The organism is Acidocella facilis ATCC 35904 (genome assembly GCF_000687875.1).
Taxonomy (GTDB): domain Bacteria; phylum Pseudomonadota; class Alphaproteobacteria; order Acetobacterales; family Acetobacteraceae; genus Acidocella; species Acidocella facilis.
On record NZ_JHYG01000003.1, the window covers coordinates 189,349 to 216,343 of the forward strand.

The 26,995-nt window shown below is 66.3% G+C and carries 24 protein-coding genes; 16 read left to right on the top strand and 8 right to left on the bottom strand.

The features are described from left to right. Positions 1–108: 108 nt before the first annotated feature. The 3 genes from T331_RS0105580 to T331_RS0105590 all read right to left on the bottom strand — a co-directional run bounded on the left by T331_RS0105580 (position 109) and on the right by T331_RS0105590 (position 4,177). The gene (locus tag T331_RS0105580) at positions 109–1,638 is read right to left on the bottom strand and encodes a CHAD domain-containing protein (protein ID WP_026439317.1); all 1,530 of its coding nucleotides are present in this window, start codon (positions 1,636–1,638) and stop codon (positions 109–111) included. A 162-nt stretch (positions 1,639–1,800) separates the two neighbouring features. Further along, a complete protein-coding gene (thpR, locus tag T331_RS0105585) occupies positions 1,801–2,334 on the bottom strand; it encodes an RNA 2',3'-cyclic phosphodiesterase (RefSeq protein ID WP_026439318.1) in 534 nt (177 codons plus the stop codon). Positions 2,335–2,410: 76 nt separating this feature from the next. After that, complete coding sequence (locus T331_RS0105590) at positions 2,411–4,177, bottom strand: aminopeptidase P family protein (RefSeq protein WP_026439319.1); 1,767 nt, start codon at positions 4,175–4,177, stop codon at positions 2,411–2,413. 170 nt (positions 4,178–4,347) lie between these two features. Here T331_RS0105590 and T331_RS17460 point away from each other — a divergent pair, with 170 nt between their 5' ends. Beyond that, positions 4,348–4,581 (top strand): DUF1127 domain-containing protein, encoded by a 234-nt coding sequence (locus T331_RS17460; protein ID WP_008494169.1) that lies wholly within the window; start codon positions 4,348–4,350, stop codon positions 4,579–4,581. Between the two features lie 188 nt (positions 4,582–4,769). On the opposite strand, the gene smc is transcribed toward T331_RS17460, so the two are convergent. From smc to T331_RS0105610, 3 genes are read right to left on the bottom strand one after another with little or no spacing between them, the layout of a single operon-like run. Beyond that, on the bottom strand, positions 4,770–8,300 hold the full coding sequence (smc, locus tag T331_RS0105600) for a chromosome segregation protein SMC (protein ID WP_026439320.1): 3,531 nt from the start codon (positions 8,298–8,300) through the stop codon (positions 4,770–4,772). A gap of 10 nt (positions 8,301–8,310) precedes the next feature. Continuing rightward, complete coding sequence (locus T331_RS0105605) at positions 8,311–8,928, bottom strand: DsbA family protein (protein WP_026439321.1); 618 nt, start codon at positions 8,926–8,928, stop codon at positions 8,311–8,313. A gap of 60 nt (positions 8,929–8,988) precedes the next feature. Then, positions 8,989–9,522, bottom strand: a complete 534-nt coding sequence (locus T331_RS0105610; RefSeq protein ID WP_244876897.1) for a DUF721 domain-containing protein — start codon at positions 9,520–9,522, stop codon at positions 8,989–8,991. Between T331_RS0105610 and mutY the strand changes: the two genes are divergently transcribed. The 3 genes from mutY (at position 9,420) to T331_RS19405 (ending at position 13,078) form a co-directional block, all read left to right on the top strand. After that, positions 9,420–10,481, top strand: coding sequence for an A/G-specific adenine glycosylase (gene mutY, locus T331_RS0105615; RefSeq protein ID WP_026439323.1), 1,062 nt, complete (start codon positions 9,420–9,422; stop codon positions 10,479–10,481). The two genes, T331_RS0105610 and mutY, sit on opposite strands and share 103 nt — an antisense overlap. After that, positions 10,453–11,484 carry a dipeptidase gene (locus T331_RS0105620; protein ID WP_322786122.1) on the top strand — a complete coding sequence of 344 codons (1,032 nt, stop codon included), beginning with the start codon at positions 10,453–10,455 and terminating at the stop codon, positions 11,482–11,484. The genes mutY and T331_RS0105620 overlap by 29 nt, the downstream gene beginning before the upstream one ends. Before the next feature lie 211 nt (positions 11,485–11,695). Next, positions 11,696–13,078 (top strand): ATP-binding protein, encoded by a 1,383-nt coding sequence (locus T331_RS19405; RefSeq protein WP_211248680.1) that lies wholly within the window; start codon positions 11,696–11,698, stop codon positions 13,076–13,078. Between the two features lie 224 nt (positions 13,079–13,302). Here the strand turns inward: T331_RS19405 and biuH are convergent, their stop codons facing one another. Together biuH and T331_RS0105635 are read right to left on the bottom strand one after the other, a co-directional pair. After that, positions 13,303–13,989: a biuret amidohydrolase gene (gene biuH, locus T331_RS0105630; protein WP_026439325.1), complete on the bottom strand. Its 687-nt coding sequence runs from the start codon at positions 13,987–13,989 to the stop codon at positions 13,303–13,305. A gap of 93 nt (positions 13,990–14,082) precedes the next feature. Next, on the bottom strand, positions 14,083–14,985 hold the full coding sequence (locus T331_RS0105635) for an ROK family protein (protein ID WP_026439326.1): 903 nt from the start codon (positions 14,983–14,985) through the stop codon (positions 14,083–14,085). A gap of 64 nt (positions 14,986–15,049) precedes the next feature. On the opposite strand from T331_RS0105635, the gene T331_RS0105640 reads away from it, so the two are divergent. The 12 genes from T331_RS0105640 (at position 15,050) to T331_RS0105695 (ending at position 26,984) form a co-directional block, all read left to right on the top strand. Further along, positions 15,050–15,286: a sulfurtransferase TusA family protein gene (locus tag T331_RS0105640; RefSeq protein ID WP_035179308.1), complete on the top strand. Its 237-nt coding sequence runs from the start codon at positions 15,050–15,052 to the stop codon at positions 15,284–15,286. Beyond that, complete coding sequence (locus tag T331_RS0105645) at positions 15,283–16,206, top strand: histone deacetylase family protein (protein ID WP_026439328.1); 924 nt, start codon at positions 15,283–15,285, stop codon at positions 16,204–16,206. Before T331_RS0105640 ends, T331_RS0105645 begins: the two co-directional genes overlap by 4 nt. A gap of 30 nt (positions 16,207–16,236) precedes the next feature. Further along, complete coding sequence (locus T331_RS0105650; protein WP_008494182.1) at positions 16,237–16,473, top strand: exodeoxyribonuclease VII small subunit; 237 nt, start codon at positions 16,237–16,239, stop codon at positions 16,471–16,473. A gap of 4 nt (positions 16,474–16,477) precedes the next feature. Beyond that, complete coding sequence (locus T331_RS0105655) at positions 16,478–17,389, top strand: polyprenyl synthetase family protein (protein ID WP_008494183.1); 912 nt, start codon at positions 16,478–16,480, stop codon at positions 17,387–17,389. Between the two features lie 168 nt (positions 17,390–17,557). Further along, positions 17,558–18,979: a xanthine dehydrogenase small subunit gene (xdhA, locus tag T331_RS0105660; RefSeq protein WP_026439330.1), complete on the top strand. Its 1,422-nt coding sequence runs from the start codon at positions 17,558–17,560 to the stop codon at positions 18,977–18,979. Continuing rightward, a complete protein-coding gene (xdhB, locus tag T331_RS0105665) occupies positions 18,972–21,287 on the top strand; it encodes a xanthine dehydrogenase molybdopterin binding subunit (protein ID WP_026439331.1) in 2,316 nt (771 codons plus the stop codon). The genes xdhA and xdhB overlap by 8 nt, the downstream gene beginning before the upstream one ends. After that, entirely contained in the window at positions 21,280–22,185 is a 906-nt protein-coding gene (gene xdhC, locus T331_RS0105670) for a xanthine dehydrogenase accessory protein XdhC (RefSeq protein ID WP_026439332.1), read from the top strand. The genes xdhB and xdhC overlap by 8 nt, the downstream gene beginning before the upstream one ends. Beyond that, positions 22,182–22,652 (top strand): nucleoside deaminase, encoded by a 471-nt coding sequence (locus T331_RS0105675; protein ID WP_026439333.1) that lies wholly within the window; start codon positions 22,182–22,184, stop codon positions 22,650–22,652. Before xdhC ends, T331_RS0105675 begins: the two co-directional genes overlap by 4 nt. After that, positions 22,649–23,311 carry a cysteine hydrolase family protein gene (locus tag T331_RS0105680; RefSeq protein WP_026439334.1) on the top strand — a complete coding sequence of 221 codons (663 nt, stop codon included), beginning with the start codon at positions 22,649–22,651 and terminating at the stop codon, positions 23,309–23,311. Before T331_RS0105675 ends, T331_RS0105680 begins: the two co-directional genes overlap by 4 nt. Before the next feature lie 121 nt (positions 23,312–23,432). Next, on the top strand, positions 23,433–25,001 hold the full coding sequence (locus T331_RS17465) for an ABC transporter ATP-binding protein (protein WP_051622192.1): 1,569 nt from the start codon (positions 23,433–23,435) through the stop codon (positions 24,999–25,001). Continuing rightward, complete coding sequence (locus T331_RS0105690) at positions 24,985–26,061, top strand: ABC transporter permease (protein ID WP_008494193.1); 1,077 nt, start codon at positions 24,985–24,987, stop codon at positions 26,059–26,061. The genes T331_RS17465 and T331_RS0105690 overlap by 17 nt, the downstream gene beginning before the upstream one ends. Then, complete coding sequence (locus T331_RS0105695) at positions 26,058–26,984, top strand: ABC transporter permease (RefSeq protein ID WP_026439336.1); 927 nt, start codon at positions 26,058–26,060, stop codon at positions 26,982–26,984. The genes T331_RS0105690 and T331_RS0105695 overlap by 4 nt, the downstream gene beginning before the upstream one ends. Positions 26,985–26,995: the final 11 nt, after the last annotated feature.

Below are 26,995 nucleotides of genomic sequence, written 5' to 3' on the forward strand. Positions count from 1 at the left end.
TGACGCCACGGGCAAAAGGCGAAGAGACTCGGGATCGACATCATGGCCAGATGAATGAAGATCTGGGACAGACCGCAAAGTTTTTGCGGGTTTTGAAAAAATCCAGGGTCAGACGAAAAGCTTGGTGGCCTTGAATTCCGCCCAGGCGGCGTTCAGCGCCCGGGGCTCGCCCAGGGCGGCATGTGCGGTCCAGCCGAGCACGATGCCCAGAGCCCGCAGCGCCTCCGGCGTGCCGCCCTGCAACCGCGTGGCCAGCCCTTCGGCGGTCGCCATGTCGTTGAGCTTGCCCAGCTCCTCCTGCAACGCCGCGGCGGCGCGGTTGAAGTTTCGCACCTTGCCCTTCTGCGCGCACAGCCCGCCGAAAAACTCAGCCGCATAGCGCAGTTTTTTCAACTCGATGCGCACCAGATGGCGGTCATGCCCCGGCAGCGCCGCCAGATGGCGCCCGCGCTTGCGCAGCTTGCGATGCAAACGCTGCAAGCAGATGGCGCCGAAATCGCTGGCCGGGGCTGCCAGTTGCGCCAGCGCCTCCACGGGCAGGCCGCCGCGCCAGCCGCGCCTGGCGATGAAGGCCTCGGCGGTGATGATGAAGCGCGTCGTCGCCGGATCATCCAGCAGCGCGCGCACGGCATCATAGCCGGCGGCGCGATGGGTCCGGCATTGCGCCTCCAGCGCCGCGAAGCCGCGCTCCTGCGGGAAGGCATTGGCCGGCCCGTCTTGCAGCATGGCGATGAACACGTCCCAATTGCGCGCCTCGCCCATGGCGTTGGCGATGCGCTTGGCCTCCTCGCGCAGCAGCAGAAACTCCCCACATGGCAGCGCCCGGTTGAACAGCCCCAGCGCCGAGCGCAGCCGGCGCATGGCCACCCGCATCTGATGCACCGCCCCCACCTGGTCTCCATGCGCGAACACCGCCCAGTTGGCGCGGAACTGGTTGAGGCAGGATTTTATGATGTCATGCACCGCCTCATCCAGGCAGGGCGCCCCCTCCAGCGCCCCGGCAGCCTTTTGCGGCTTCAGCATCGGCCCGCCAGCCAGGCGCACGGCGCGCGGGCCGGGGAATTCCGGTTGCAGGGTCAGCGCCGCCTGCCCGGCCAGCGCCAGCGCGGCATCGGCCAGGGCGGTGGCCGGGCCGCAGAGTTCAACCTCCGCCAGGGCGATCTTCCCCCCCTCGGCGCTGAGCTGCCCGGCCTCGAAACAGAGCGTGGCCCCGGCGAAGCTGCGCGTGGTCTGGCGCAGCGTGGCGCCGGCAATCTCATAAAGCGGCGCATCCTGCAGCAGCGCGGTCAGGCTGGCCTGCCAGGCCGGGCCGAAGGCGCTCAAATCCGGGTCTTCGCCGCTCTGCGCCGCGTCCAGCCGCACCCCATCATGCAGCAGGCTGAACCGCATCCCGCGCCCCGCCTTGCGCCAGCTCAGCGTCACCCCCGCCCGCGCCAGAGCGAAATCTTCCGTATCCAGATAGCGCTCCTGCAGCCGCTTCGCCCGCGTCGGCGGGCCGAAGAGCGGGCTCTGCTCCAGCGCCTTCAGCTGCGCCGGCACCAGGGCAAAGCGCCATGTCCGGATCACAGTCTGCTCGATTTCCGCTTCCGCCACCGGCGTCTCCGGCGTCAGGGCCTCGCCCGTCACAATCGCGTCCATGCCGCAACGATACCGTGGCGGCCGCCCCCGAGTCGAGCCGAAGAAATGTGAAGATTGCCGTAGCGCGCGAGGGGCTGACGCCCACGCGCGCTCCTCATGTTTTGGCGAGCCATTTCATGTGTTTGTTCTGCCGCTGCCGCGTCAATCCAAACATATATGGCTCTAAGCCAGGGCGTATTCGGCTTCCGGCGTGTAGGTCGGCTGGTCCTTGCCCAGGAAGGAGGAGAACAAGGTCACGTTATCGGCGCGGATCGGCGCCGAGCGGTACAGATTATTCGCCTGCACGAAGCTGGTCAGCGCGGGCGTCACCCCCATATCCATCCGCGCCAGCGTCACATGCGGGGTAAAGCGCCGCTTCTCCGGCGCCAGCCCGACGCGATGCAAAGCCGTCTCCACCTTCGCTTGCAGCCGCGCCAGATGCTCATTGCGCTCCACCCCGGCATAGAGCGTGTTCACCCGGCCATTCTTCTCGAACCAGCCGAGCCCGGAGAGGGAGAAGGTAAACCCGCGTCCGCGCAGCGCGCTCAGCGCCATGTCGATCTCCTCGGCCTGCAGCCGGTTGGCCTCGCCGATGAAGCGCAAAGTGAGGTGGAAATTATCCTCCGGCACCCAACGCGCGCCGGGCAGATTACAGGAAAGCTCGCTGAGATCTTCCTTGACCTCCCAGGGGAGGTCGAGTGCGACGAACAGGCGCATGGCTTGCCCTTTCTTCAAAAATTCAGCGAATCCGCAGCTCAAAGACTGCCCGATCCACGACGCGATGGTCAAATTTTTATATGGGCGCGCAAACCAGCTTCAGCCAGGCGGCTGCTTTATCAGACAGATAAGGCGAGAGGCTGGCTTGCACCCGCGCGTGATACGCATTGAGCCAGGCCAGCGCCTCCGCCGGCAGACGCGCCGAATCGATCAGCGCACGATCAAACGGCACCAGGGTCAGCGTCTCGAAGCGCAGGAATTGCGTCTTCGCTGCGGGAAGCTCCGCCTTCTGTACCAGCAACAGATTTTCCATGCGGATGCCGTAGGCGCCGGGCAGATAATAGCCCGGCTCGTCGGAGAGGATCATCCCCTCCGCCAGCGCCACCGGCCGCGCCGCGCGCGAAATGCTCGCCGGCCCCTCATGCACCGAGAGATAGGCCCCCACCCCGTGCCCGGTGCCATGGTCGTAATCCAGCCCGGCGCGCCACAACTCCTGCCTGGCCAGCGCATCCAGATGCGCCCCCGCCACCCCTTCCGGAAACACCGCCCGGGCCAGGGCGATGGTGCCGGCCAGCACCGCCGTCACATGCGCCTTCACCGCATCCGGCGCGGGGCCGGGGCCGGTCCAGATGGTGCGGGTGATGTCGGTGGTGCCATCCAGATACTGGCCGCCACTATCGATCAGATAGACCTCATCCGGCTTGATCGCCCGGTTGCTGGCCTCGTCCACCCGGTAATGGATGATGGCGCCATTCTCCCCGGCGCCGGAAATCGCCGGAAAGCTCTCGCCCCGGAATTTGTCTTGCGCGGCGCGGCAGGCCAGCAGCCGGGATGCGGCGCTCATCTCGGTCTCCTTGCCGGTGGGCAGCGCCTCAGCCGCCCAGGCCAGGAATTCCACCATCGCCACGCCATCGCGCAGATGCGCGGCGCGCGCCCCCGCCTTCTCGGCCGCATTCTTCCGCGCCTTGGGCAGCGCCACCGGGTCTGGCCCGGGCGCGATCACCGCCCGCGCCTCGCGCAGCGCATCCGCGAACCAGGCTGGCTGACTCGCCGGATCATAGCGCACCACGCGGCCTTCCAGCGTCGCGATCGCCCCCGGCAGCGCCTCGGGTGCCGCGATGAACACTTGCGGGCCGAGATGGGCGCGCAATTCCGGCGTGATCTTCTCCGGCGCCATGAACAGTCCGGCGGTGCCGTCCTTGTGCAGCAGCGCATAACCCAGCGCGAAGGGGCAGAATTCCAGATCCGTGCCGCGAATATTGAACAGCCAGGCCAGCGAGGCGCCATCGCTCAGCACCGCGCTATCTTGCCCGGCCGCCTGCAGCGCCGCCCCCAGCCGATGCCGCTTTGCCTCGCTGCTCTCCCCGGCCAGCGCCTCCGGGTAAGGATAGGCCGGCGCCAGCGGCGGGGCAGGGCGGTCCGTCCAGATTATGTCGATGAGATTGGGCGAGAGCGGCACCATCTCCACCCCGGTAAAGCGCCCCAGCGCCTCGGCGCTGATCGTCCACGGGTCATAGCCGATCCGCCCGCCCGGTGCTGCCTCGGCCAGCCAAGCCTCGGGCTTGTCCTCGATAATGTGCCGCCGCTCCCAGGCGCTGGCATCGGTCTCCTGCTCCAACTGCAAGGTATAGCGGCCATCCGAAAACACGGCAGCTCGCGCGCCCAGCACAATCGCCAGCCCCGCCGAGCCTGTGAAGCCGGAGATGAAAGCCAGCCTCTCCCCACAGGGCGGGACATATTCACCCAGATATTCATCGGATCGTGGAATCAAATATCCATCCAGCCCGTGTTGGCGACATGAAGCGCGTAAGGCGGCGAGGCGTGTGTTATGTTCTGAAGACATGAGTAATCCCGTTGCTATGCTTCCAACGCAGGCCTGACTCGGCGTTCGCACCTGCACAAAAATTCCGCGAAATGCCCTATATGATGCCTCGAAACGGCGACGAACTGGTCGTTTCCGGAACGCAGCTGGCTCATCCCGAACCGGCCGTTCCATCAGAGAATAGGTGAATCATGTCGACGACTATCCATAACCGTACCACCCTGGGCAAGCTCGGGTCGCTGGTGATCTCGCGCGAGGCTCCTGTCGCCGCCGAGAGCAAGACGGGTGGGCTGCGCCGCTGGTTCAAGGCCTGGCAGGCCCGCCGCGCTGTCGCGAGCGAGCTCTACGCCATGAATGAGCGTGACCTGAATGATATCGGCATCTCCCGCGCCGATATCCCGACCATCCTGCGGACGGTCCGGTAACAACACGCTCCCCTTGGAGCTGGTACAATCAAGGCCCCTCGCGGGGCCTTTTTTGTGTCGCCGGCATGGGGTAGCCCCCGGCGTTTTCGCCGCTTTTTTGTAAAAAAGCGGCACCAAAAAACTTTTGATAGTTTAGAGCAATTTCAAAACTTAGAGCATCAAGCTAAAAGCTTGATGCTCTAAGTGCCTTATTCCGCCGCCATCGCGTGGCCTGGGTCCACCATGTCCATCGCCCGGTGGAAATCCACCGAGAGCAGCCGCGAAACCCCGCGCTCCTGCATCGTCACCCCGTAAAGCCGGTCCATCCGCGCCATGGTCAGATGATGATGCGTCACCACCAGGAACCTGGTCCCGGTCTCGCGCACCATATCCTCCAGCAGATTGCAGAACCGCTCCACATTCGCATCATCGAGCGGCGCGTCCACCTCATCGAGCACCGAAATCGGCGCCGGATTGCATTTGAACACCGCGAAGATCAGCGACAACGCCGTCAGCGCCTGCTCTCCACCCGAGAGCAAGGACAGCGTCGAGAGCTTCTTGCCCGGCGGCTGCGCGAAAATCTCCAGCCCCGCCTCCAGCGGGTCATCCGACCCCACCAGCGCCAGATGCGCCTTGCCGCCGCCGAACATGCGCGCGAACAGCCCCTGGAAATGCTTATCCACTTCGGCGAAGACGGTATTCAGCCGCTCCCGCCCCTCGCGGTTCAAATGCCCGATCGAGCCGCGCAATTTGGCGATGGCGGAGGTGATCTCGTCGCGCTCCTTGTCGATGGTGGCGATCGCGGCTTCCGCCTCATTCACCTCGATCTCGGCGCGCAGATTGACCGCCCCCATCTCCTCGCGCTCGCGCTGCAGCCGTTCCCAGCGCTTGCGGGCCTTGTCCTCCACCTCGGCATTCAAAACTTCCGGCGGTTCCGGCAGTTCAGGGTTGGCGCCCAGACGCTCCAGAATCCGCTCCGCCACCGTGCCCCAGGCATGGTTGGCGGCGGTGATGTTGCCTTCCTCACGAGCCCGGGCTTCGCGCGCCGCGGCCAGCTCGGACTCAGCCGCGCGGGCCAGGCGCATCGCGCCCTCATTGGCGTTCAACGCCTCCTGCAAGGCCTTGGCGGCGACGCGATGGGCTGTTTCAGCCCCCTGCAACGCCTCCTGCGCCTCTTTATGCGCGGTCTGCGCCTGCTCAGGCGCCGCATTCAGGCTCTCCAGCCCACTCTGCGCCTCGGTCAACCGGGCGGTGAGGTCTTTCAGCCGGTCGCTCGCATCGCGGCCACGCTCGCGCCAGCCTTCCAGCTCGCGGGTCAGGCTTTGCAAACGCTGGCCGCGCTGGGTCTCGGCATTGCGCAGCGCCAGCAGCCGGGCGCGGGCGGCACTCTCCGCCTGGCGCGCCTCGTTCAGCGCGTTGCGGGCCTGTTCCACCGCCAGCCTCGCCGCATTCACATCCGGCAACGCCGCATGGGTTTCGCGCAATTTCGCCAGAGCCGCCTCGGCCTCCTGCGCCTCGCTGCCCGCCTGCTCGGCCTGGGCGGCGGCGGCGGCGGCGCGGGAGGCGCCGCGCTCAGCCTCGGCGGTCAGCCGGATCGCCTCGTTGCGGGCCTTGTCGAAACGCTGCTCCGCCAGCCGGCGCGCCTCGCGCGCGGCGGTTTCGGCGGCACGATGCGCCTCGCGGGTCTTTGCTTCATTGGCGCGGGCCTCGCGCTCGGTCGCCTCGGCCTTCACCCGCTCATCGCGCGCCAGCTGCGCGGCTTCGCGGGCCACGGCGCGCTCGCGCTCCAGCTCGGTCAGACGGTTGCGCTGCTTCAGCCGCACCGCCGCCTCGGAGGCCGCCCCGGCGCGGACAATATACCCATCCCAGCGCCACAACGCGCCCTCGCGCGAGACCAGAATCTGCCCCGGCGTCAGGTTCGGCTGATAGAGATCCCCGGTCTCGCCCTCCGGCAGCAGCAGAATATGCGAGAAAGCCCGCTTCAGCGCCTCCGGCCCCTGCGCCAGCTCGGCGAAGCTCTGCAGCTTGCCGGTCGTGCTCTCCAGCGCCGGCAGCGCGCGCCAATGCCGCGCCGCGGTGAGGTCCGCCGAGGCCGATAATTCCTCCCGCAACGCCGCGCCCAAGGCCGCTTCCAGCCCTGGCGGCACGGTGATCTGATCCAGGATCGGCTGGCTCTCCCGCCCGAATTTCTGCGCCAGCAACGCCGCCAGCGCGTCATATTCGGTGCCCACCTTGGTCGCCGTGGCTTCCAGCGAGGCGGCGCGCGAGCGTGCCCCGGCCAGCTCGGCTTCCGCAACCGTCCGCGCCTCGGCGGCCTCGGCCTCCGCCTTCACCTTCGCCGCCTCGGCTTCGGTGACCGCCTCGCGCGCTCCGGCCAGAGCCGCCTCGGCATCGGCGCGCTCCGTCTCCGCCGCCGCCACCCGCTCGGGCGGGATCAGCGTCGCGGCGATCTTGTCATGCTCGGCCTTGGTCTCGGCCGCGCGCTGGCCCAGCCGACGGGCCCGGCTCTCGGCTTCCTGCAGAGCGCGGCGGGCGGCATCCGCCTCAGCGGCCAGACGGGCGGCATATTCGGTGGCCTTGGTGGCAGCCGCCTCGGCGGCGCGCATCGTCTCCAACGCCGCCTCGGCCTCATCCGCGGCCTGATCGATCGCCGCCGGCGCGGCGCTGGTTTCCTGCTGCAGCACCTCCTGCTCGGCGACCAGACGCGCCTGCGCCGCCTGCGCATCCGCCACCAGCTTTTCCGCATGGCCATGGTCGCGGCGCAGCGCCTCCAGCCGGGCCTTGGCGTCGTTCAGCGCGGCGCGGGCGCGGGCTTCCTGCTCCTTCACCTGCTCCAGCCCGATGCGCGCGCGCTCCAGCACCGTCCGCGCCTGCGCCTCCGCCTCACGCAGCGCCGGCAGATTGGTGTCGGCCGCCTCGGCCTGGGCCGCGCTTTCCGCGGCCTTCGCAGCCGCCGCCACCACCCGCGCCTCGGCGGCGGCGAAAGCGGCCTGCGCCGTCTCCCGCGCCTTCACCGAAATCGCCCGCTGAATGGACAGCAGCTCCGCCTCGGCGGCACGGATATTGCCCGAAAGCCCCTTATAGCGCGTCGCCTGCCGTGCCTGCTTGCGCAGCTCACCTAGCCGCGCCTCCAGCTGGCCTTTCAGATCATCGGCGCGCAGCAGATTCTGCTCCGCCCCTTTCAGCTTCAGCTCCGCCTCGTGCCGCCTGGCATGCAGCCCGGTGATGCCCGCCGCCTCTTCCAGCAGCGCCCGGCGCTCCTCCGGCCTGGCATTCACCAGCGCACCGACCCGCCCCTGGCTCACCATCGCCGAGGCGCGCGAGCCCGAGGCCAGGTCCGCGAACAAGGTCTGCACGTCGCGGGCGCGCGCCTCCTTGCCGTTGACCCTGTAGGCGCTGCCCGCCCCGCGCTCGATCTTGCGGGAAATCTCCAGATCCGCCGATTCCTGAAAGGGCGGCGGCGCCAGCCCCAGCGTCTCCTCCAGCGTCAGCGTCACTTCCGCCAGATTCCGCGCCGCCCGGCCGGAGGTGCCGGCGAAGATCACATCCTCCATCTCATTGCCGCGCATATTGCGGGCATTGGCCTCGCCCATCGCCCAGCGCAGCGCCTCGATGACGTTGGATTTGCCGCACCCGTTCGGCCCGACCACCCCGGTCAGACCGGGGAGGATCTCCACCGTCGTCGGGTCGGCAAAGCTCTTGAAACCGGCAATCCGCAGCCGGGCGAAACGAGCGGGCATTCAGCCTCCTTTAGCCCCCGGCCGCCTTGGCGATCAGGGCGGCGAAATCCTCGTAATCCATCGCCCCCGGATAGGTCTTGCCGTTCAGCACGAAGGACGGGGTGGCGTTGATCTTGTAGGTGGTCTCGGCTTCCTTCTGGCCGGCGAGAATCCATTTCGCCAGCGCCATGTCGTTCCAGGCCTTGTCGTAGGTCGCCTGGTCCATGCCGGCCAGGGCGGCATATTTGAAGATCGAGGCGTGATAATCCTCGCCCTGCTGGAAGGCCCAGTCATTCTGGCTGGCAAACAGCGCCTCGATGAACGGGTAATATTCATCCACCGGCAGATAGCGCGCCACCTGGGCCGCCTTCAGCGCCACCTGGTCGAGCGGGAAATCATGATAGACGATGCGCAGCTTGCCGGTATCCACCAGCTTCGGCTTCACCTGCGGCATGGTGACCGTGCCGAACTCGGCGCAATGGGTGCAGGTGAGGGAGAAGAACTCCATGATCGTCACCGGCGCGGTGGCGGAGCCGATCGAGCGCTGCGTCTCGGTGGCCGGAAGGCTGCCCGAGTCGGCCCAGGCGGCGCCTGGCATCAGCGCGCTGGCACCCACAACAGATAGTATGGAACGGCGAGTAAACTGCATGTTGTCTCCTATATCTAGTGTAGCCAAAGACCCTGCCGGGAGTCCAACCCGGCGTGCGAGTTATCCACGGGATTTTAAGCCCTGGTAGAGCCGGGCCAGCGCCTCGCCCAGCGGGCCGGGCGGCAGATCCTCCGGCGGGGCGGCGGGATGGCGCGGTTTCGGGCGGGCCGGCGGGGTGGCGGGCGGGCGCGGCGCCTGCTGCTCGAAGCGCAGCCGCTCGATCATGCTCTGCCCCAAAGCCAGGTTCAGCCGGCCGATGATCTGCGGGGCGGCGAGTTGCAGCTCCATCGCGGTCGGCCCGGTGCAGCCCAGTGTGAGCGTGCCGCCGGCGAATTTCAGCGGGGCGGCGCGCGCCGCCAGCTCGGGTCCGGCCAGCTGCGCCCAGTCCGCCATCAGCTGCGCGGCCGCGGGGGCGCGCTTGCGAAAGGCCGGACGGGTGACCGGCGCCAGCACCGCCGCGATGCCGCGCGGGCCGAAATTGCGCGGCGCAGATTCCTGCGGCACAATCGGCGCCCGTGGCGCACGCTTCTTCTTCCCCTCCTCCGGCACGCAAACTCCTCTCATGGTATCACCGCCATCGCCGTCATCTGCCATGGCGCTCGGCCCCTGGCGAGCATGCCGACCCTTACCATGTCTGGCTCTCCGAAATCATGTTGCAGCAGACGGTTGTGGCAACCGTGCGGCCTTATTACGCCAGATTTCTAGAAACCTACCCCACCGTGCAAGATCTCGCCGCCGCCAGCGTGGAGGAGGTCTGCGCCCTCTGGGCCGGGCTTGGCTATTACGCACGCGCCAGAAACCTGCATAAATGCGCGGTCGCGGTGGCGGCGCTGGGCGAATTCCCTGATTGTATCGAAGGGTTACGCGCCCTCCCCGGCATCGGCCCCTACACCGCCAACGCCATCGGCGCGATCGCCTTCAACCTGCCGGTGCTGCCCGTCGACGGCAATATCGAACGCGTCGCCGCCCGCCTCTTCGCCATCACCGACCCGCTGCCGAGCTCCAAGAAAGCCATCGCCACCGCCGCCGAGGCGCTGATGCGCGACCAGGCCGCCCGCCAAGCTCCCGGCGATTTCGCCCAGGCTCTGTTCGATCTGGGGGCCACCATCTGCACCCCCAAATCCCCCGCCTGCGCCATCTGCCCCTGGAGGGAACATTGCGCGGCCCATGCCCAGGGCATCGCCGCCACCCTCCCGGCCAAGGCGAAAAAGCCCGAGCGCCCGCGCCGTGAGGGCATCGCCTATATGCTGCTGGACGCGCAGGACAATGTGCTGCTGCTGCGCCGCCCGCCCAGCGGGCTGCTCGGCGGCATGCTGGCCCTGCCGGACACCCCGCCGGTGAAAACCCGTTGGCGCGATGCCGGCGCCATCGAGCATATCTTCACCCATTTCGCTCTGACTTTGTCCGTGAAGGTGGCCCGCGTGCCCGCTTTGCCGGAGGGCGCGCTGCATGCCCCGGTCGGCACCGCCCCGGTGCCCTCCGTCATGCGCAAGGCGCTTGACGCCGGTTGCCTGGCGCTCAACCATGCGGGGAATGGAAACCGATCCGCATAACGGCCTGCTGGCCATCGATACCCATGTCGACATCCCCTGGCCGGAAGGCCCCAGCCCGTTCGAGGACGGGCCGCGCTGTGTCGATCTGCCGAAGATGCGGCAGGGCCGGGTGGGGGCCGTATGCTTCGCCGCCTACATCCCGCAGGGACGGCGCGACGATGCCGGGCACCAGGCCGCCACCACCCGGGCGCGGGCGATGCTGGACGCCATCGCCGCCATGGTCCCGGCGGATGGCTCTGGCGGCATCTGGGCGACCAGTGCGGGGGCCATCGAGGCCGCCTTCGCCGCGGGCAGGCCGGGCATCGTCCCGGTCATCGAAAACGGCTACGCCATCGGCAAGAACCTCGCTTTGCTGGACGAGTTCGCCGCCCGTGGCATCCGCTACATGACCCTCACCCATAACGGCCATAACGAGATCGCGGACGCCGCCATCGCTTTGCCGACCTTGGGCGACCCCGAGGCGCTCTATGGCGGGCTCTCGGATTTCGGCCAGGCGGTGATCGCGCGGATGAATGAGCTGGGCGTGCTGATCGACATCTCCCACGCCTCCAAGGCGACGATGATGCAGGCGGCCCAGCGCTCGCGCACCCCGGTGGTGGCGACCCATAGCTGCATGAAAACCCTGTGCGAGCATAAGCGCAATCTGGACGACGAACAGCTCGACGCGCTGGCCGCCACTGGCGGGCTGGCGCAGATCACCATCGTCTCCAATTTCCTCCGCCCGAAAGCCCGCGCGGCGGACCTCACGGTGGAGGACATTGTCGACCATGTCGATTACGCGGTGAAACGCATGGGCATCGACCATGTCGGCATCGGCACCGATTTCGACGGCGGCGGCGGCGTGCGCGGCTTTATGAACGCCAGCCAAACCCCGAACCTGACGACGGCTTTGGCGAAGCGCGGGTATGGGCGGGCCGAGATCGAGAAAATCTGGGGCGGGAATTTTTTGCGGCTGATGCGAAAGGCTGAGGCCGTGGCGGGGGAGAAGGCGGCGGCGGAGTAGGGGCAGGCCCGGAAGGCTAGTGCGGGCCGGGAGAGGAGAAGCGGTTGCGGGGTGAGGAACGGGGCCAAACCCACGCTCGAGCCGGTAAAGGCTTCGGCGATTTCGCTCAACCACGCATAGGTACACCTCATAAGCCTGAATTGTGAAGGTTGAGCTTAAATTTTTGATGCTATACTCTTCCGAATTGTGAACGATTTTGTTGGAGTTTGTCGTGGAAATTGCCCTTAAGAACCTCGATCGTGAGGCATATGAGGAACTGCTTACTATCTCCGAGACGCACTTCGTAGATCTCAAGAGTACAGAGATTTTGCCTGCAAAATTGACGAGGACTATATCGGCATTTGCGAATACTGGGGGTGGCGAAATTTACGTTGGCATTGAAGAAATGGAGGGCGCCGACGGCAAGGAGCGCATATGGAATGGTTTCTCTGATCAAGAGGCTGCAAATCCGATATTTCAAATGCTTGAACAACTAAACCCTCTTGGAAACAACTATGCTGCAGAATTCATAAGCAGCCACGATGCTCCCGGAATTTTACTGCATCTTACGATTTTTAAGACAGCAGATATCGTGTTTGCTACCGAGGGCAAAGCTTATGTCAGGAGAAATGCTCAGAATCTTCCTGTCACAAACGATCAAGCGCTTGAACGGCTGCGATATGACAAGGGGGTAAAATCATTTGAGGACGAGGTCGTCAATATTGAAAAAAAAGAGGTTGATAATTCGAATACAATAATCGAATTCCTTTTGGATACGATACCAACAAGCGAGCCCGCTATATGGCTTGAAAAGCAACGAATTCTAATTGACAACAAACCCACTGTAGCTGCTGTTCTGCTTTATTCCGACAACCCGCAAGCTGTGCTCCCCAAGAGGTCTGCGGTAAAGATCTTGCGCTATCAGACGAAGCACGATGCAGAAAGAGATTTTTTGGTATTTGACCCGATTACGGTTGAGGGGCCTCTCTATGAATTGATTTACGCGGCCGTGGATCGGGTAAAGGAGATCATAGAAGGTATGGAGAAAATCGGTCCATCAGGCATGGAAAAAATCATTTATCCCGAAGAAGCGCTGCATGAGTTGCTGACAAACTCGGTGCTGCACCGTGATTATAATGTTGCGGCGGACGTCCAGGTGCGCATCTTCGATAATCGAGTTGAAATAGAAAGCCCTGGTCGCTTGCCTGGCCACGTGACTGTCCAAAATATATCTAAAACTCAATTTGCTAGAAATCCGAAAGTTGTTCGTCTAATTAATAAATTTAAAAACCCACCAAACAAAGATGTTGGGGAGGGAATTAATACCGCATTCGAATCGATGGGCAAGTTACGCCTAAAAGAGCCGTCTATCGAAGAATTAGATGATTCCGTTCTAGTTACGTTAAGACATGAGAGTCTCGGCTCTCCGGAGCAAATCGTATTAGAGTATCTGAAGAACGAAAAGGAAATTACCAATGCGATTGCCCGAGATTTAACTGGCATAAAATCTGAAAATTCGATGAAGCAAGTATTTTATCGTTTGCGAGAACGAGGGCAACTCGAACAATCGCCAAAGGTGGCTGGAAAAAAGCCGTCGTGGCGAAAACCTGAATAGAAACGAGGCCGGGTAGATGATGGCCGCTGCTGCTGGTATCATCAGTTATCCGGGTTAATCCCCGGGTTCACCAGCGCAGCATCTTTCTGAATGAAGCGTTGTCCCTTCACGACTGCTCTGGAATGACCGCTATCGCGTATCGGCGATGCCCTTGAAGTGACCGTCACAAGCGTAAAGTGGTCGTTCCTTAGTGATGTCGTCTAAACCTGCGCCTCCAAGCCCCCCTACACCCCCGCCAACAACGCCCCCGAATCCGCCACCGCCCCAAACACCCCGCCCTGCATCGTCACCATTTTTAGCGCCGCCGCATGGTTCCCCGCATCCGTCGCCGCACAGCAATCCTCCAGGATCACGCACTCAAATCCACGATCATTCGCCTCGCGCATGGTCGTATGCACGCACACATCCGTGGTAATCCCGGTCAGCACCAGATTGCGGATGCGTTTCTGGTTCAAAATCAGCTCCAGATCCGTCGCGCAGAACGAACCCTTGCCCGGCTTGTCGATGATGATCTCGCCCGGCAGCGGCGCCAGCTCGGGAATAATCTCCCAGCCTGGCTCGCCGCGCACCAGAATTCGCCCGCACGGCCCGGCATCGCCAATCCCCGCCCCGATCTGGCGTGAGCGCCAGCGTTTATTCGCCGGCAGATCCGCCAGGTCCGGCCGGTGCCCCTCGCGCGTATGGATGATCGTATAGCCCCCCGCCCGCATCGCCCGCAGCACCGCCTGGATCGGGCCGATCGGCGCGCGGGTCAGCGCGATGTCATAGCCCATCTTGTCCACATACCCGCCCGGCCCGCAAAAATCCGTCTGCATGTCGATGATCACCAGCGCCGTGGTCTGCGGTCCCAGGCTGCCATCATAGGGCCAGGGATAGGGGCGGGCGGTGATGCTGCGGGTCGGCTGGGTCATGGCGGTCCTTGCGCTGGAAATGCAGCGCCGCCGCAAAGGCCGCGCATGAGGCGGGTGAAGCAATCCGCGTGCCAGCGCTGCACCGCGTGGCGTTCAGCCCTGCGGCGCCGGCCACAGCCAGGCCGCCCCGCGCACCCCCGAACTATCCCCATGCTTCGCCTTCACGATGTGCGGCGCCACCTGGTCCGAGAACACATAAGGCCGCATCAACCCGGGCAGCTGCTCATAGAGATGCGCCATATTGGACACCCCGCCGCCGAGCACGATGCAGTCCGGGTCGAGCAGATTGGTGATCACCGCCAGCGCCCGGGCCATGCGGTCCGCGTGCCGGGCCAGCGCCGCCTGCGCCTTGTCGTCCCCGGCGGCGGCGCGCTCGGGCAGCGAGCCGGCATCGTGATAGCCCGGCCCGTCACATTCGCGCGCCAGCGAGGGGCCGGCCAGATACAGCTCCAGGCAGCCGCTCTGCCCGCACCAGCAACGCGCCAGCGGCAGCTCATCCTCCCGTGGCCAGGGCAGGGGGGTATGGCCGAACTCCCCGGCCAGGCGGTGCCGCCCTTCCAGTATCCGCCCATTCACCACAATCCCCGCCCCGGTGCCGGTGCCGATGATGATGCCGAACACCACCCCCGCCCCCGCCGCCGCGCCATCCACCGCCTCGGAGAGGGCAAAGCAATTGGCGTCATTCGCCACCCGCACCTCGCGCCCGAGCAAGGCGGCCAGATCGCGGTCGAAGGCATGGCCGTTCAGCGCGTTGGAATTGGCGTTCTTCACCAGCCCGGTGGCGGGCGAGATGCAGCCGGGTATCCCCACCCCAACCGTGCAAACCTGCCCGCTCTCCTGCTCCGCCTCGGCCACCAGCTCGGCGATGTTGCGCAACGCCGCCGCATAGCCGGGCGGGGTCGGGCGGCGGCGGCGCAGTATTTCGCGGCCATCCTGCGCCAGCAGAATGATTTCCGTCTTGGTGCCGCCGAGATCGATGCCGATGCGATGGGTCATAAGCCGGGTTCTGGGCCGAAACCTCATCTTGCTCAAGCCCGCGTGAAGGCGCATGATTCGCGCCATGGGAGAAACTCTAATCGACGCGCAATACCAGAAATCGCCCATCCCCGTGCTGCGCGCCGCCCGCGCCCTGCGCGCCATGGCGCCCGGCGAGAAATTGCGCATCCTGGCGACGGACCCAGGGGCGGTGGCGGATTTCCGGGACTTCTGCAAAACCAGCGGCCATGCCTTGATCGCCGCCAGCGAGGTCAAGGGTGTGTATAGCTTTTCGCTGAAACGCGGCGGCCAGCCCGGATGAGCGTGGCGCTGTTCACGCATCCGGCGGCGTTGGGGCATGATACCGGCCCGGACCATCCCGAATGCGCGGAACGGCTGCGCTACGTGCTGCGCGCCCTGGACGCGCCGGATTTCGCGCACCTGCTGCGCGAGCTGGCCCCCTTGGCCACGCCGGCGCAGCTGAAGGCCGCGCATGACGCGGATTACATCGACGCCGTGCTGGGCTGGTCCGGCGAACCCGTCCGGCAGATCGACGGCGATACGGTGTTCGGCCCCGGCACGCTTGAGGCCGCCTTGCGCGCCGCCGGGGGTGCGGCGGCGGCGGTGGATGCGGTGATGGAAGGCTGGGCCCAGGCCGCCTTCGTCGCCATGCGCCCGCCCGGCCACCATGCCGAGGCCGACCGGCCGATGGGCTTCTGCGTCTTCAACAACGCCGCGGTGGCCGCCCGCCAGGCGCAGCGCCAATGGGGCCTGACGCGCATCGCCATCGTCGATTTCGATGTGCATCACGGCAACGGCACCCAGCATATTTTCAGCGCGGACCCGCAGGTCTTCTACGCCTCCTCGCACCAATCACCCTGCTTTCCCGGCACCGGGGCGCAGAGCGAGACCGGGATGGGCAATATCCTCAACATCCCGCTGCCGCCCGGCGCCACCGGCGAGGTCTTCCGCGCCGCCTGGAGCACGGCCCTGCTCCCCCGCCTGGCGGATTTCGCCCCGCAGATCTTGATCCTCTCCGCCGGCTTCGATGCCCATGCCGCCGACCCGCTGGCGCAGCTGCGGCTGAAAGAGCCAGATTTTGCCTGGGCCACGCGTGAATTGCTGGCCATTGCCGATGCGCATTGCCCCGGCCGCGTCGTCTCGCTGCTGGAAGGTGGCTATGATCCCACCGCTTTGGCGCAAAGCTGTGCTACGCATGTGCGCGCGCTGATGCGGTTGTGATTCCCGCGCGGCGCGGCTACGGGAGCATTCATGACTGATCAATCCGATATTGCCGCCCTCTCCTTCGAGGACGCCCTGGCCGCCCTGGAAGCCATCGTGCGCGGGCTGGAATCCGGCCAGCAGAAGCTGGAAGATGCGATCACCGCCTACGAACGCGGGGCGGCGCTGAAGAAACATTGCGAGGAAAAACTGGCCCAGGCGGAAGCCCGGGTGCAGGCCATCGTGGCGCGGGCGGATGGCTCGCTCGCCCTCAAGGACGGAGAGTAAGACCATGGCGCTTGATGTGGTACCCAAGCCGGACGCGCTGGGCGAGGCGCTGGCCGAGGTGGCAAGGCTGGTGGAGGCGCAGCTCGACGCGCTGCTGCCCGTGCCCGAGACCGCCGAGGCGAAGCTGATGGAAGCCATGCGTTACGCCGTGCTGAATGGCGGCAAGCGCATGCGCGCCTTTCTGGTGATGGAGGTGGCCAGGCTGTTCTCGGTCAACCGCACCTGTGCCGCGCGCGTCGCCGCCTCGGTGGAGATGCTGCACGCTTACTCGCTGGTGCATGACGACCTGCCGGCGATGGACGACGATGATCTGCGCCGCGGCCAGCCCAGCTGCCACAAGAAATTCGACGAAGCCACCGCGATCCTGGCCGGCGATGCGCTGCAGACCCGCGCCTTCGAGGTGCTGGCCGAGGAAGACACGCATGGCGATGCCGAGGCGCGCATCGAGCTGGTGCTGGCACTGGCCTCGGCTTCGGGCATGCGCGGCATGGTCGGCGGGCAGATGATCGACATGCAATCCGAGGGCAAGGAACTCTCGGGCGCCGAGATCACCCGGCTGCAGGCGCTGAAGACCGGCCGGCTGATCCAGTACGCCGCCGAGGCCGGGGCGATTCTGGGCCGTGCGCCCACCGCCCAGCGCCAGGCGATTGTCGCTTATGGCCGCGATCTGGGTGCCGCCTTCCAGATCTATGACGATGTGCTGGACGAGACCGCCACCGCCGAGGAAATGGGCAAGACCGCCGGCAAGGATGCCGCCTCCGGCAAGGCGACCATGGTCGCGGTGCTGGGGCTGGAGCGCGCCCGCGCCCAGGCCGAGCGCCTGGCTGAGCAGGCCGCGGCGCATCTGGAGAGCTTTGGCGAGCGCGCCGCGCTGCTGCAGGCGCTGGCCCGCTTCACCGTTTCACGCAAGAGCTGAGCGCGCTTTCAGCCGGTTGCCCAAAACCGCGCCGTGGGTGGAATCTGAAACAGGCAGGGCCGGGTTCGGTCCTGCCTTTTTAAATGGCCGGGCGGGCAACTTACCGTTGACAGGCCGGGTGGGTGGGGTGGACACTCCGCGGGTTGGGACGGGTGTGGAGTAGAGCCAATGAGCGTGCGGTTCCTGCTGGATGGCGAGGTGATCACGCTGGACGCGCCCGACCCCACCGGCACGCTGCTTGAATTTTTGCGCGGCCCGCTGCGCCGCACCGGCACCAAGGAAGGCTGCGCCGAGGGCGATTGCGGCGCCTGCACCCTGCTGCTGGGCACGCTGGCAGGCGAGGGGTGCAGCGCGCGCATCGCCTGGCGGGCGGTGAATAGCTGCATCATGTTCCTGCCGATGCTGCATGGCAAGGCGCTGCTCACCATCGAGAGCCTGGGCGGCGCGCATCCGGTGCAGCGCGAAATGCTGGAGCGGCACGGCTCGCAATGCGGCTTCTGCACGCCGGGCATCGTGATGTCGCTCTATGCGCGCAGCATCGGCGCGCTCGGGGCGGAGCAGAGCGTGGCTGATTGCCTCGCGGGCAATCTCTGCCGCTGCACCGGCTATGGGCCGATTCTGGCGGCGGGTGCGGCGGTGGCTGCGGCCCCGCGTGACGATGCGGCCATTATCGCAGCGCTGCGAAAACTGCGCGACGCTCCCGGCGCGATCAACTATCAGGGCCGCCGCGCCTTCCTGCCGCAAACCGTCGAGGAGCTGGCGGCACTCTATCTGGCGCACCCCCAGGCGCGGCTGGTGGCAGGGGCGACGGATGTCGGGCTTTGGGTGACCAAGCAGCAGCGCGTGCTGGACGAGCTGATCTTCATCGCCGACATCGAAGCGCTGCGATTTATGGAGGAGACGCCGGACGGGCTGCGCCTCGGCGCGGCTTTGCGCTATGCCGAGGCGCAAGCCGCACTGGCGCGGCTGCATCCGGCTCTGGGCGAGCTGGTGCGGCGGATCGGCGGGGCGCAGGTGCGCAATGCCGGGACCATCGGCGGCAATATCGCCAATGGCTCGCCGATCGGCGACATGCCGCCTTCCCTGATCGCGCTGGGGGCAACGCTGACGCTGCGCCGGGGGGCGGAACGCCGGACCATGGCGTTGGAGGATTTCTTCCTGGCCTATGGCAAGCAGGACCGCCAGCCGGGCGAGTTTGTGGAAAGCCTGTTCATCCCCCGGCCCGAGCCTGACGCGCTGATCCTGATTGCGAAATTATCGAAGCGCTTCGATAGCGACATCGCCGCCGTTTGCGGGGCGATCCATCTGCGGGTGGAGGATGGCACCATCACCCAGGCGCGGCTGGCCTTTGGCGGTATGGCCGGCACGCCGAAACGGGCGGCTCATGTTGAGGCGGCGCTGACCGGCGCGCCCTTTACCGCAGCCGCGCTGGAGGCGGCGGCATCGTTGATCGGGCAGGATTTTGCGCCGCTTTCGGATGTGCGGGGCACGGCTGCCTATCGCCTCACCGTGGCGGCCAATCTGCTGCGCCGGCTCTGGGCGCAATCCCAGGGCGAAATCGCCAGCGTGCTGGAGCTGGCCGATGGCTGACCGCGAGATCCAGACCCTGGGCGCCGTCTCCCGCCCCTTGCCGCATGACAGCGCCGCGGCGCAGATTTCCGGCACCGCGCTTTATGCCGATGATGTGCCCGAGGCCGCCAACATTCTGCATGGCGCCTTCGGCCTTTCCACAATGGCGCATGCGCGGCTGACCGGGCTTGATCTCTCTGCCGTGCAGTCCGCCCCCGGCGTGGTGGCGGTGTTTTCCGCCATCAACATCCCCGGCAAGAACGATGTCAGCCCCTTCGCCGGGGATGACCGGCTCTTCGCGGAAGATGAGGTGGTCTATCACGGCCAGGCTTTGTTCCTGGTGGTCGCCAGCTCCCATCAGGCGGCGCGGCGGGCGGCGAAACTGGGCAAGGCCGCGTATGAGCCGTTGCCGCCCTTGCTTTCCATTGCCGAAGCGCTGGCGGCGGACAGCCTGATCGAACCCGCCCAGAGCATGGGGCGTGGCGATGTGGCGGCGGCTTTGGCGGCGTCGCCCCATCGGCTCTCCGGCCGGCTGGCGATGGGCGGGCAGGATCATTTCTATCTCGAAGGCCAGATCGCGGTGGCGACCCCGCAGGAGCAGGGGGGCATGCATGTGCTCTCCTCCACCCAGCATCCGAGCGAGGTGCAGCATATCATCGCCCGCGTGCTCGGGCTGGCCGATGCGCAGGTGACGGTGGAGGTGCGCCGCATGGGCGGCGGCTTTGGCGGCAAGGAGACCCAAGCCTCCTTGTTTGCCGCCGGGGCGGCGCTGGCGGCGGCGGCGGCCGGGCGGCAGGTGAAGATCCGCGCCGACCGCGATGACGACATGGTGCTCACCGGCAAGCGGCATGAATTCGAGACCGGCTACGAGGTCGGGTTCGATGAGGAGGGGCGGATCGAAGCGGTGTCGATGGAGCTGGCCTCGCGCTGCGGCTGCTCGGCGGATCTCTCGCAGGCGATCAATGACCGGGCGATGTTCCATGCGGATAATTGTTATTTCTACCCGGCGGTGAAGATCCTCTCGCACCGGGCGAAAACCCATACCGTCTCCGCCACCGCCTTTCGCGGCTTTGGCGGGCCGCAAGGGATGATCGTGGCGGAGCGGATGCTGGACCATATCGCCCACGCGCTGGGCAAGGACCCGCTTTCGGTGCGGCTGGCCAATCTCTACGGGCCGGGGCGCGATCTCACCCCTTATGCGATGCAGGTGGCGGATAATGTCGCCCCGCAGATCATCGCGGATCTGGTGGCCAGCAGCGATTATACGGCGCGGCGCGCGGCGGTGGCGGACTGGAATGCGCGCCATCGCATCATCAAGAAAGGCATCGCGCTGACGCCGGTGAAATTCGGCATCTCCTTCACCACCACCCATCTCAACCAGGGCGGGGCGCTGGTGAATATCTATACGGACGGCTCCATCCTGCTGAACCATGGCGGCACCGAGATGGGGCAGGGACTGATGATCAAGGTGGCGCAGGTGGTGGCCGATGTCTTCGCGGTGCCAGTGGCGCAGGTGCGCATCTCCTCCACCCGCACGGACAAAGTGCCCAACACCTCCGCCACCGCCGCCTCCTCGGGGTCCGACCTCAACGGCATGGCGGCCTTCAATGCGGCGGCGGCGATCCGCGCCCGGTTGGTGGAGTTTGCCGCCGGGCATTTCGGGGTGGAGGAGGAAGCGGTGCGCTTCACGCCGGACGGGGTGGTCGCCGGGGCGCAGATTGTGAGCTTCGCCAGGCTCTGCCAGCTGGCCTATCTGGCGCGGGTCTCGCTCTCCGCGACCGGGTTTTATGCCACCCCCGCCATCCATTATGACCGCGCCAGCCATACTGGCCGGCCTTTCTATTACTTCGCCTATGGCGCGGCGGTGGCGGAGGTGGCGCTGGATACGCTCACCGGCGAGCATAAGGTGCTGGCGGTGGATATTCTGCATGATGTCGGCAAATCGCTGAATCCGGCGATCGATCTCGGCCAGATCGAGGGCGGGTTCATCCAGGGCATGGGGTGGCTGACCACCGAGGAGCTGGTGTTCGACGCCGATGGCCGGCTGCTCACCCATGCGCCCTCGACCTATAAAATCCCGACCGCCTCGGACCGTCCGGCGCGGATGAAGATCGAGCTGTGGGCGCCGGGAGAGAATGCCGAGCCGACCATCCATCGCTCGAAAGCCGTGGGCGAGCCGCCGTTCATGCTGGCCAATGCAGTGTTCTGCGCCCTGACCCAGGCGGTGGCGGCGAGCGTGCCGAGCGGCGGGTTTCCGGCTTTGGATGCGCCGGCGACGCCGGAGCGGATTTTGGCGGCGATTGCGGCATTGAGGGCGGGTCATGGCTGAGTGGATCGAAGCGCTACGATCCTGGCTGCCGCGTGGTCCCGTGGCGCTGGTCAGCGTGCTGGCAACCGAAGGTTCGGCGCCGCGCGGGGCGGGGACGAAGATGCTGGTGTCTGCCGAGGCGATTTTCGGCACCATCGGCGGCGGCAAGCTGGAATTCACCGCCATCGCCCAGGCAAGGGCGGCGTTGGGGCGGGCACCGGGGAGCTGGGCGGTGCAGGATTATCCTTTGGGGCCGCTGCTCGGCCAATGTTGCGGCGGCCGGGTGCGGCTGCTGGTCGAGCATCTTAACCCGGCTTCCTGTGGGTTTTTGCAGGCGGAGCCGGGGGAGACGCTGGTGGCGAGGCTGGCGGAAGGGCGCATCGAGCGGGCCTATGGCGGGCGGTTGGCGACATCGCTGCCTCCCGCGCGCGGGGCGTTGCCGGGGGCGGGGGCAAGCTTTGTCGAGCCGGTGGAGATCACCAGCCGGCCTGTGCTGCTGTTCGGGGCCGGGCATGTCGGCCAGGCGATGGCGCGGGTGTTTGCCGGGCTGCCGCTTTCGCTCGGCTGGTTCGATGTGCGGCCGGAGCTGGCCGGGCTGCCCGGGCTGGTCTGCTGCACGGCGGAGGAGATGCAGGCGCTGCTGGCAGAGGCGCCGCCGGAGGCGGCGGTGCTGGTGCTCACCCATGACCATCAGCTGGATTATGCCCTGGTGCGCGCCGCCTTAAGCGGGCCGGCCGGGTTTGTCGGCATGATCGGCTCGGGCACCAAGCGGGCGCGGTTTCTCGCGCGGCTGGCCGCCGACGGGGTGGACCCGGCGCGGCTGACCTGCCCGATCGGTTTGGCGGGGGTGGCCGGCAAGCAGCCGGAGGTGATCGCGGTTTCGGTCGCGGCACAGCTTTTGAGCCTGGGGGTGGGATGAGCGCGGATGAGGATTTGCTGCGGCGGAGTTTCGCGGTGGCGGCAAAGGCGCGCGAGGCGGGGTGCCACCCGTTCGGCGCGCTGCTGGCCGGGCCGCAGGGCGCGGTGCTGATGGAGCAGGGCAACGGGTTTCTGCCCGACCATGACATGACCGGCCATGCCGAGCGCATTTTGGCCGGGCGGGCCAGCATCGCCTATGGCAGCAAGTTCTTGGCCGATTGCACGCTCTATTCCAGCGCCGAGCCCTGCGCGATGTGCGCCGGGGCGATCTATTGGGTCGGGATCGGCCGGGTGGTTTATGGGCTGAGCGAGGCGGCGCTGAAGGCGCTGACCGGGGACCATGCGGAGAACCCGACGCTTGATCTGCCCTGCCGCACGGTGTTCGCCGCCGGGCAGCGGGCGGTCGAGGTGGTCGGCCCGCTGCTGGAGGATGAGGCGCTGGCGCTGCATGACGGGGTTTGGGCATGAGCCGGGAGATTGAAGCCAGGCCCGCGCCCTTTGTGCTGGATATCGGCCGCGTGGCGCTGGTGATCATCGACATGCAGCGGGATTTTCTGGAGCCGGGCGGGTTTGGCGCGGCTTTGGGCAATGATGTGACGAAGCTGCGCGCCGCCATCGGCCCCATCGTAACCGTGCTGGCGGCGGCCCGGGCGGCAGGGATTTTGGTGGTGCATACACGCGAAGGGCACCGGCCGGATCTGGCGGATCTGCACCCGGCCAAGCATCGGCGGGCGTCGGGGATCGGCAGCGCCGGGCCGATGGGGCGGATTCTGGTGCGCGGCGAGGCCGGGCACGGCATCATCGATGATCTGGCGCCGGCTGATGGTGAGCCGGTGGTGGATAAGCCGGGCAAGGGCGCGTTTTACGCCACGGATCTGGAGACGATCCTGCATAAGCGTAGCATCACCCAGCTGATCCTGGCCGGGGTGACGACGGAGGTGTGCGTGCATACCACGCTGCGCGAGGCGAATGATCGCGGCTTCGAATGTCTGGTGCTGGAAGATGGCACCGCCTCCTACTTCCCGGAGTTTCATCGCGCGGCACTGGAGATGGTCGCGGCCCAAGGCGGCATTTTCGGCTGGGTCGCGGCGAGTGCGGATGTCGCGGCGTCGCTGGCAGGGGCCTGATTCTATTGCAGCTTCGTGTCAGTCTGGCTACGCTTTGGGCAGGATGGGTTGCCTGCTTCATAGCCATTGCCGGTTGCGGGCGGGATCGATGCTGGCCTGAATATTGCTTGGAGGTTGCGCGATGGCCCCTGGTTTGAACCGCTCTGTTGCCGAAGACGCGCCATTGCTGGCGCTGCGGGGCATCGTCAAGCAATTCCCCGGCACGCTGGCGAATGACCATGTGGACCTGACCATCGGCCAGGGCGAGATCCATGCGCTGCTGGGCGAGAACGGGGCAGGCAAATCGACGCTGGTGAAGATCATCTACGGGGTGATGAAGCCGGATGCGGGGAGTCTGCGCTGGCGGGGACAGGAGGTGGCGATCAACAGCCCGGCCCAGGCGCGCGCGCTGGGCATCGGCATGGTGTTCCAGCATTTCTCGCTGTTCGAGGCGCTGACGGTTTCGGAGAATATCGCGCTGGGGCTGAATGATCCGAAGGACCGGGAGAATCTGGAGGGCCGGATTGCGGAAATTTCCAGCCGCTACGGGCTGCCGCTGGGCCCGCATAAGGCGGTGCATGATCTCTCCGTCGGCGAGCGCCAGCGCATCGAGATTGTGCGCTGCCTGCTGCAGAACCCGAAATTGCTGATCATGGACGAGCCGACCAGCGTGCTCACCCCGCAGGAGGTGCAGGCCTTGTTCGCCACGCTGCGGCGGCTGCGCGCCGAGGGCTGCTCGATTCTCTATATCAGCCACAAGCTCGAAGAGATCCGCAGCTTGTGCGAGGCGGCGACGATCATGCGGCTGGGCAAAGTGGTGGCGCAGTGCGACCCGCGCGAGAAGACCGCCCGCGAGCTGGCCGAGCTGATGATCTCGGCGAAGCTGAAAACCCAGGATTATTCGCAGAAGCACAGTGCCCAGGGGCCGGAGCGGCTGGTGGTGAGCAAGCTGACCATCCGCTCCAACCAGCAATTCGGTACGGATTTGAAGGAGATTTCCTTCGCCGTGAAAGGCGGGGAGATTTTCGGCATCGCCGGGATCGCCGGGAATGGCCAGAGCGAGCTGATGGATGCGCTTTCGGGTGAAATTCCCGCCGGCGCGCCGGGCAATATTCTGCTGGATGGCGCCCCGGTGGGGCTGGAGCGGCCGCGGGCGCGCAGGCGGCGCGGCGGCTGTTTTCTGCCCGAGGAGCGCAACGGCCATGGCGCGGTGGGCGGGATGAGCCTGGCCGAGAACGGCTTTCTCTCCGCCCATATACGCGGCGCGCTGGGGCGGTTTGGGCTGATCAACAGGCGCCGGACCCAGGAATTCGCGGCCAAGGTGATTTCCACCTTCGATGTGCGCACCACCGGGCCGCTGGCGGAGGCGCGCTCGCTCTCCGGCGGCAATCTGCAGAAATTCCTGGTCGGGCGGGAGGTGTTGCAGCAGCCGGGCGTGCTGGTGATCTCGCAGCCGACCTGGGGGGTGGATGCCGGGGCGGCGGCGGCGATTTACGAGGCCTTGGTGGCGCTGGCCCAGGCGGGCACGGCGATCGTGCTGATCTCGCAGGATCTGGACGAGATTTTGCTGCTGTGCGACCGCATCGCGGTGATCGCGGCGGGGCGGCTTTCCGAGGCGATGGATGTGAAGGATGCGACGATCGAACGGATTGGCCTGTTGATGGGCGGCACGCAGACGGGGCGGGAGGAGGAGCATGTTGTTCCGGCTTGAACCGCGCGGCGAGCGCTCGGGCTTCTGGTCCATCGGCTCGCCGGTGCTGGCGATTTTGCTGACCATCGTGACGATGATGGTGATCTTCGCGCTGCTCGGCAAACCGCCGGTGCAGGGGATCGAGACCTTCCTGATCACCCCGATCGCCAATGTCTCGGGCCTGTCCTCGCTGGCGGTGCGGGCGGCACCTCTGATCATGATCGGGGCGGGGCTGGCTTTGTGCTACCGGGCGAATGTCTGGAATATCGGCGGGGACGGGCAGTTCACCATGGGCGCGCTGGCCGGGGCCGGGGTGGCGCTGGCGCTGCCCAATGGCGCGTTCTGGTGGGAATATCCGCTGGTGCTGGCACTCGGCGTGCTGGGTGGCATGGTCTGGGCCGGGCTGGTGGCCTGGCTGAAGCTGAAATTCAACGCCAATGAAATTCTGACCTCGCTGATGCTGGTCTATGTCGCCAATCTGATCCTGGTCTGGCTGGTGACCGGGCCGTGGCGCGATCCGCAGGGCTTCGGCTTTCCGCAATCGGCGATGTTCGGGGCGGGGGCGACGACGCCGGATTTCGGCAGCACCTCCATCCATCTCGGCTGCGCGCTGGCGCCGGTGCTGGCGCTGGTGCTGTGGCAGATTCTGGGGCGCTCGGTGCTGGGGTTTCAGCTGCGGGTGGTGGGGCAGGCACCGCGGGCGGCGCGCTTTGCCGGGTTTTCCAATGCAAGGCTGACCTGGATCGCGCTTTTGGTCTCGGGCGGCTTGTCCGGGCTGGCGGGGATCATCGAAGTCACCGGGCCGATCGGGCAGCTGACCACCACCATCACCCCTGGCTATGGGTTTTCCGCCGTCATCGTCGCATTTCTGGGGCGGCTGCATCCGGTGGGGGTGATTTTCGCCGGGCTGCTGCTGGCGCTCTCTTATCTCGGTGGCGATGCGGCGCAGATCAATCTCAACATGCCCAACGCCATCACCGGGATTTTCCAGGGCGTGCTGCTGTTTTATCTGCTGGGGGCGGATGTGCTGATCCTGCACCGCGTCCGGCGCATCCGCCCGCGCGCGACGGAGGCCGCATGATCCTCTCCATGGTCACAACCTTGGCGATGTCCGTCGTCGCCGCCTCGACCCCGTTGCTGATTGCGGCCTCCGGCGAGCTGGTGGCGGAGAAATCCGGGGTGCTCAATCTCGGCGTCGAGGGGATGATGCTGGTCGGCGCCATCGCCGGTTTCGCCACCGCGCATCATAGCGGCAGCGCCATGCTGGGGGTTGGGGTGGCGGCGCTGGCGGGGATTGGCATCGCGATGATCTTCGCGATGCTCAGCCTCTCCTTCCTCGCCAACCAGGTGGCGACCGGTCTGGCGCTGACGATTTTCGGGCATGGTTTCGCGGCCTTGCTGGGGGCGGGCTATGTCGGCATTTCCGCGCCGGTTTTGCACCCGATCGCGATCCCGCTGCTGAGTGCCATTCCGGTGCTGGGGCCGGTGTTGTTCGATGAAAACATCCTGGTCTATTTCGCCTTCATCATGCTGGCGGTCATCGCCTGGTTTCTCAACAAGACCCATGCCGGGCTGATCTTGCGCGCGGTGGGGGACAGCCACGATGCCGCGCATGCGATGGGCTATCCGGTGCTGCGCATCCGCTACGCCGCGGTGGCGTTTGGCGGGGCGATGGCGGGGATCGCCGGGGCGTATTTCTCGCTCTTCTATTCGCCGCTCTGGTCGCAGGACCTCACCGCCGGGCGCGGCTGGATCGCACTGGCTTTGGTGGTGTTCTCCGCCTGGCGGCCGCTCTGGCTGCTGGTCGGCGCCTATCTGTTCGGCGGCATCACCTTCTTCTCGCTGTATGTCCAGGGGCTGGGGATTTCGGTGCCCTCGCCCTTGGTCTCCGCCTTGCCTTATGTCGGCACCGTGCTGGTGCTGGTGCTGATCTCGCGCGATGCGCGGCGCATCCGGCTCAACCAGCCCGCCTGCCTGGGCAAATATTTCCACGCCACAGCCTGAGCTTCACGAAA

Bases quoted from the DNA above. Each gene is read 5' to 3' on its own strand.
- T331_RS0105580 (WP_026439317.1), bottom strand. From the start codon at position 1,638: ATGGACGCGATTGTGACGGGCGAGGCCCTGACGCCGGAGACGCCGGTG.
- thpR (WP_026439318.1), bottom strand. From the start codon at position 2,334: ATGCGCCTGTTCGTCGCACTCGACCTCCCCTGGGAGGTCAAGGAAGAT.
- T331_RS0105590 (WP_026439319.1), bottom strand. From the start codon at position 4,177: ATGTCTTCAGAACATAACACACGCCTCGCCGCCTTACGCGCTTCATGT.
- T331_RS17460 (WP_008494169.1), top strand. From the start codon at position 4,348: ATGTCGACGACTATCCATAACCGTACCACCCTGGGCAAGCTCGGGTCG.
- smc (WP_026439320.1), bottom strand. From the start codon at position 8,300: ATGCCCGCTCGTTTCGCCCGGCTGCGGATTGCCGGTTTCAAGAGCTTT.
- T331_RS0105605 (WP_026439321.1), bottom strand. From the start codon at position 8,928: ATGCAGTTTACTCGCCGTTCCATACTATCTGTTGTGGGTGCCAGCGCG.
- T331_RS0105610 (WP_244876897.1), bottom strand. From the start codon at position 9,522: ATGGCAGATGACGGCGATGGCGGTGATACCATGAGAGGAGTTTGCGTG.
- T331_RS0105620 (WP_322786122.1), top strand. From the start codon at position 10,453: ATGCGGGGAATGGAAACCGATCCGCATAACGGCCTGCTGGCCATCGAT.
- biuH (WP_026439325.1), bottom strand. From the start codon at position 13,989: ATGACCCAGCCGACCCGCAGCATCACCGCCCGCCCCTATCCCTGGCCC.
- T331_RS0105635 (WP_026439326.1), bottom strand. From the start codon at position 14,985: ATGACCCATCGCATCGGCATCGATCTCGGCGGCACCAAGACGGAAATC.
- T331_RS0105640 (WP_035179308.1), top strand. From the start codon at position 15,050: ATGGGAGAAACTCTAATCGACGCGCAATACCAGAAATCGCCCATCCCC.
- T331_RS0105645 (WP_026439328.1), top strand. From the start codon at position 15,283: ATGAGCGTGGCGCTGTTCACGCATCCGGCGGCGTTGGGGCATGATACC.
- T331_RS0105650 (WP_008494182.1), top strand. From the start codon at position 16,237: ATGACTGATCAATCCGATATTGCCGCCCTCTCCTTCGAGGACGCCCTG.
- T331_RS0105655 (WP_008494183.1), top strand. From the start codon at position 16,478: ATGGCGCTTGATGTGGTACCCAAGCCGGACGCGCTGGGCGAGGCGCTG.
- xdhA (WP_026439330.1), top strand. From the start codon at position 17,558: ATGAGCGTGCGGTTCCTGCTGGATGGCGAGGTGATCACGCTGGACGCG.
- xdhB (WP_026439331.1), top strand. From the start codon at position 18,972: ATGGCTGACCGCGAGATCCAGACCCTGGGCGCCGTCTCCCGCCCCTTG.
- xdhC (WP_026439332.1), top strand. From the start codon at position 21,280: ATGGCTGAGTGGATCGAAGCGCTACGATCCTGGCTGCCGCGTGGTCCC.
- T331_RS0105675 (WP_026439333.1), top strand. From the start codon at position 22,182: ATGAGCGCGGATGAGGATTTGCTGCGGCGGAGTTTCGCGGTGGCGGCA.
- T331_RS0105680 (WP_026439334.1), top strand. From the start codon at position 22,649: ATGAGCCGGGAGATTGAAGCCAGGCCCGCGCCCTTTGTGCTGGATATC.
- T331_RS17465 (WP_051622192.1), top strand. From the start codon at position 23,433: ATGGCCCCTGGTTTGAACCGCTCTGTTGCCGAAGACGCGCCATTGCTG.
- T331_RS0105690 (WP_008494193.1), top strand. From the start codon at position 24,985: ATGTTGTTCCGGCTTGAACCGCGCGGCGAGCGCTCGGGCTTCTGGTCC.
- T331_RS0105695 (WP_026439336.1), top strand. From the start codon at position 26,058: ATGATCCTCTCCATGGTCACAACCTTGGCGATGTCCGTCGTCGCCGCC.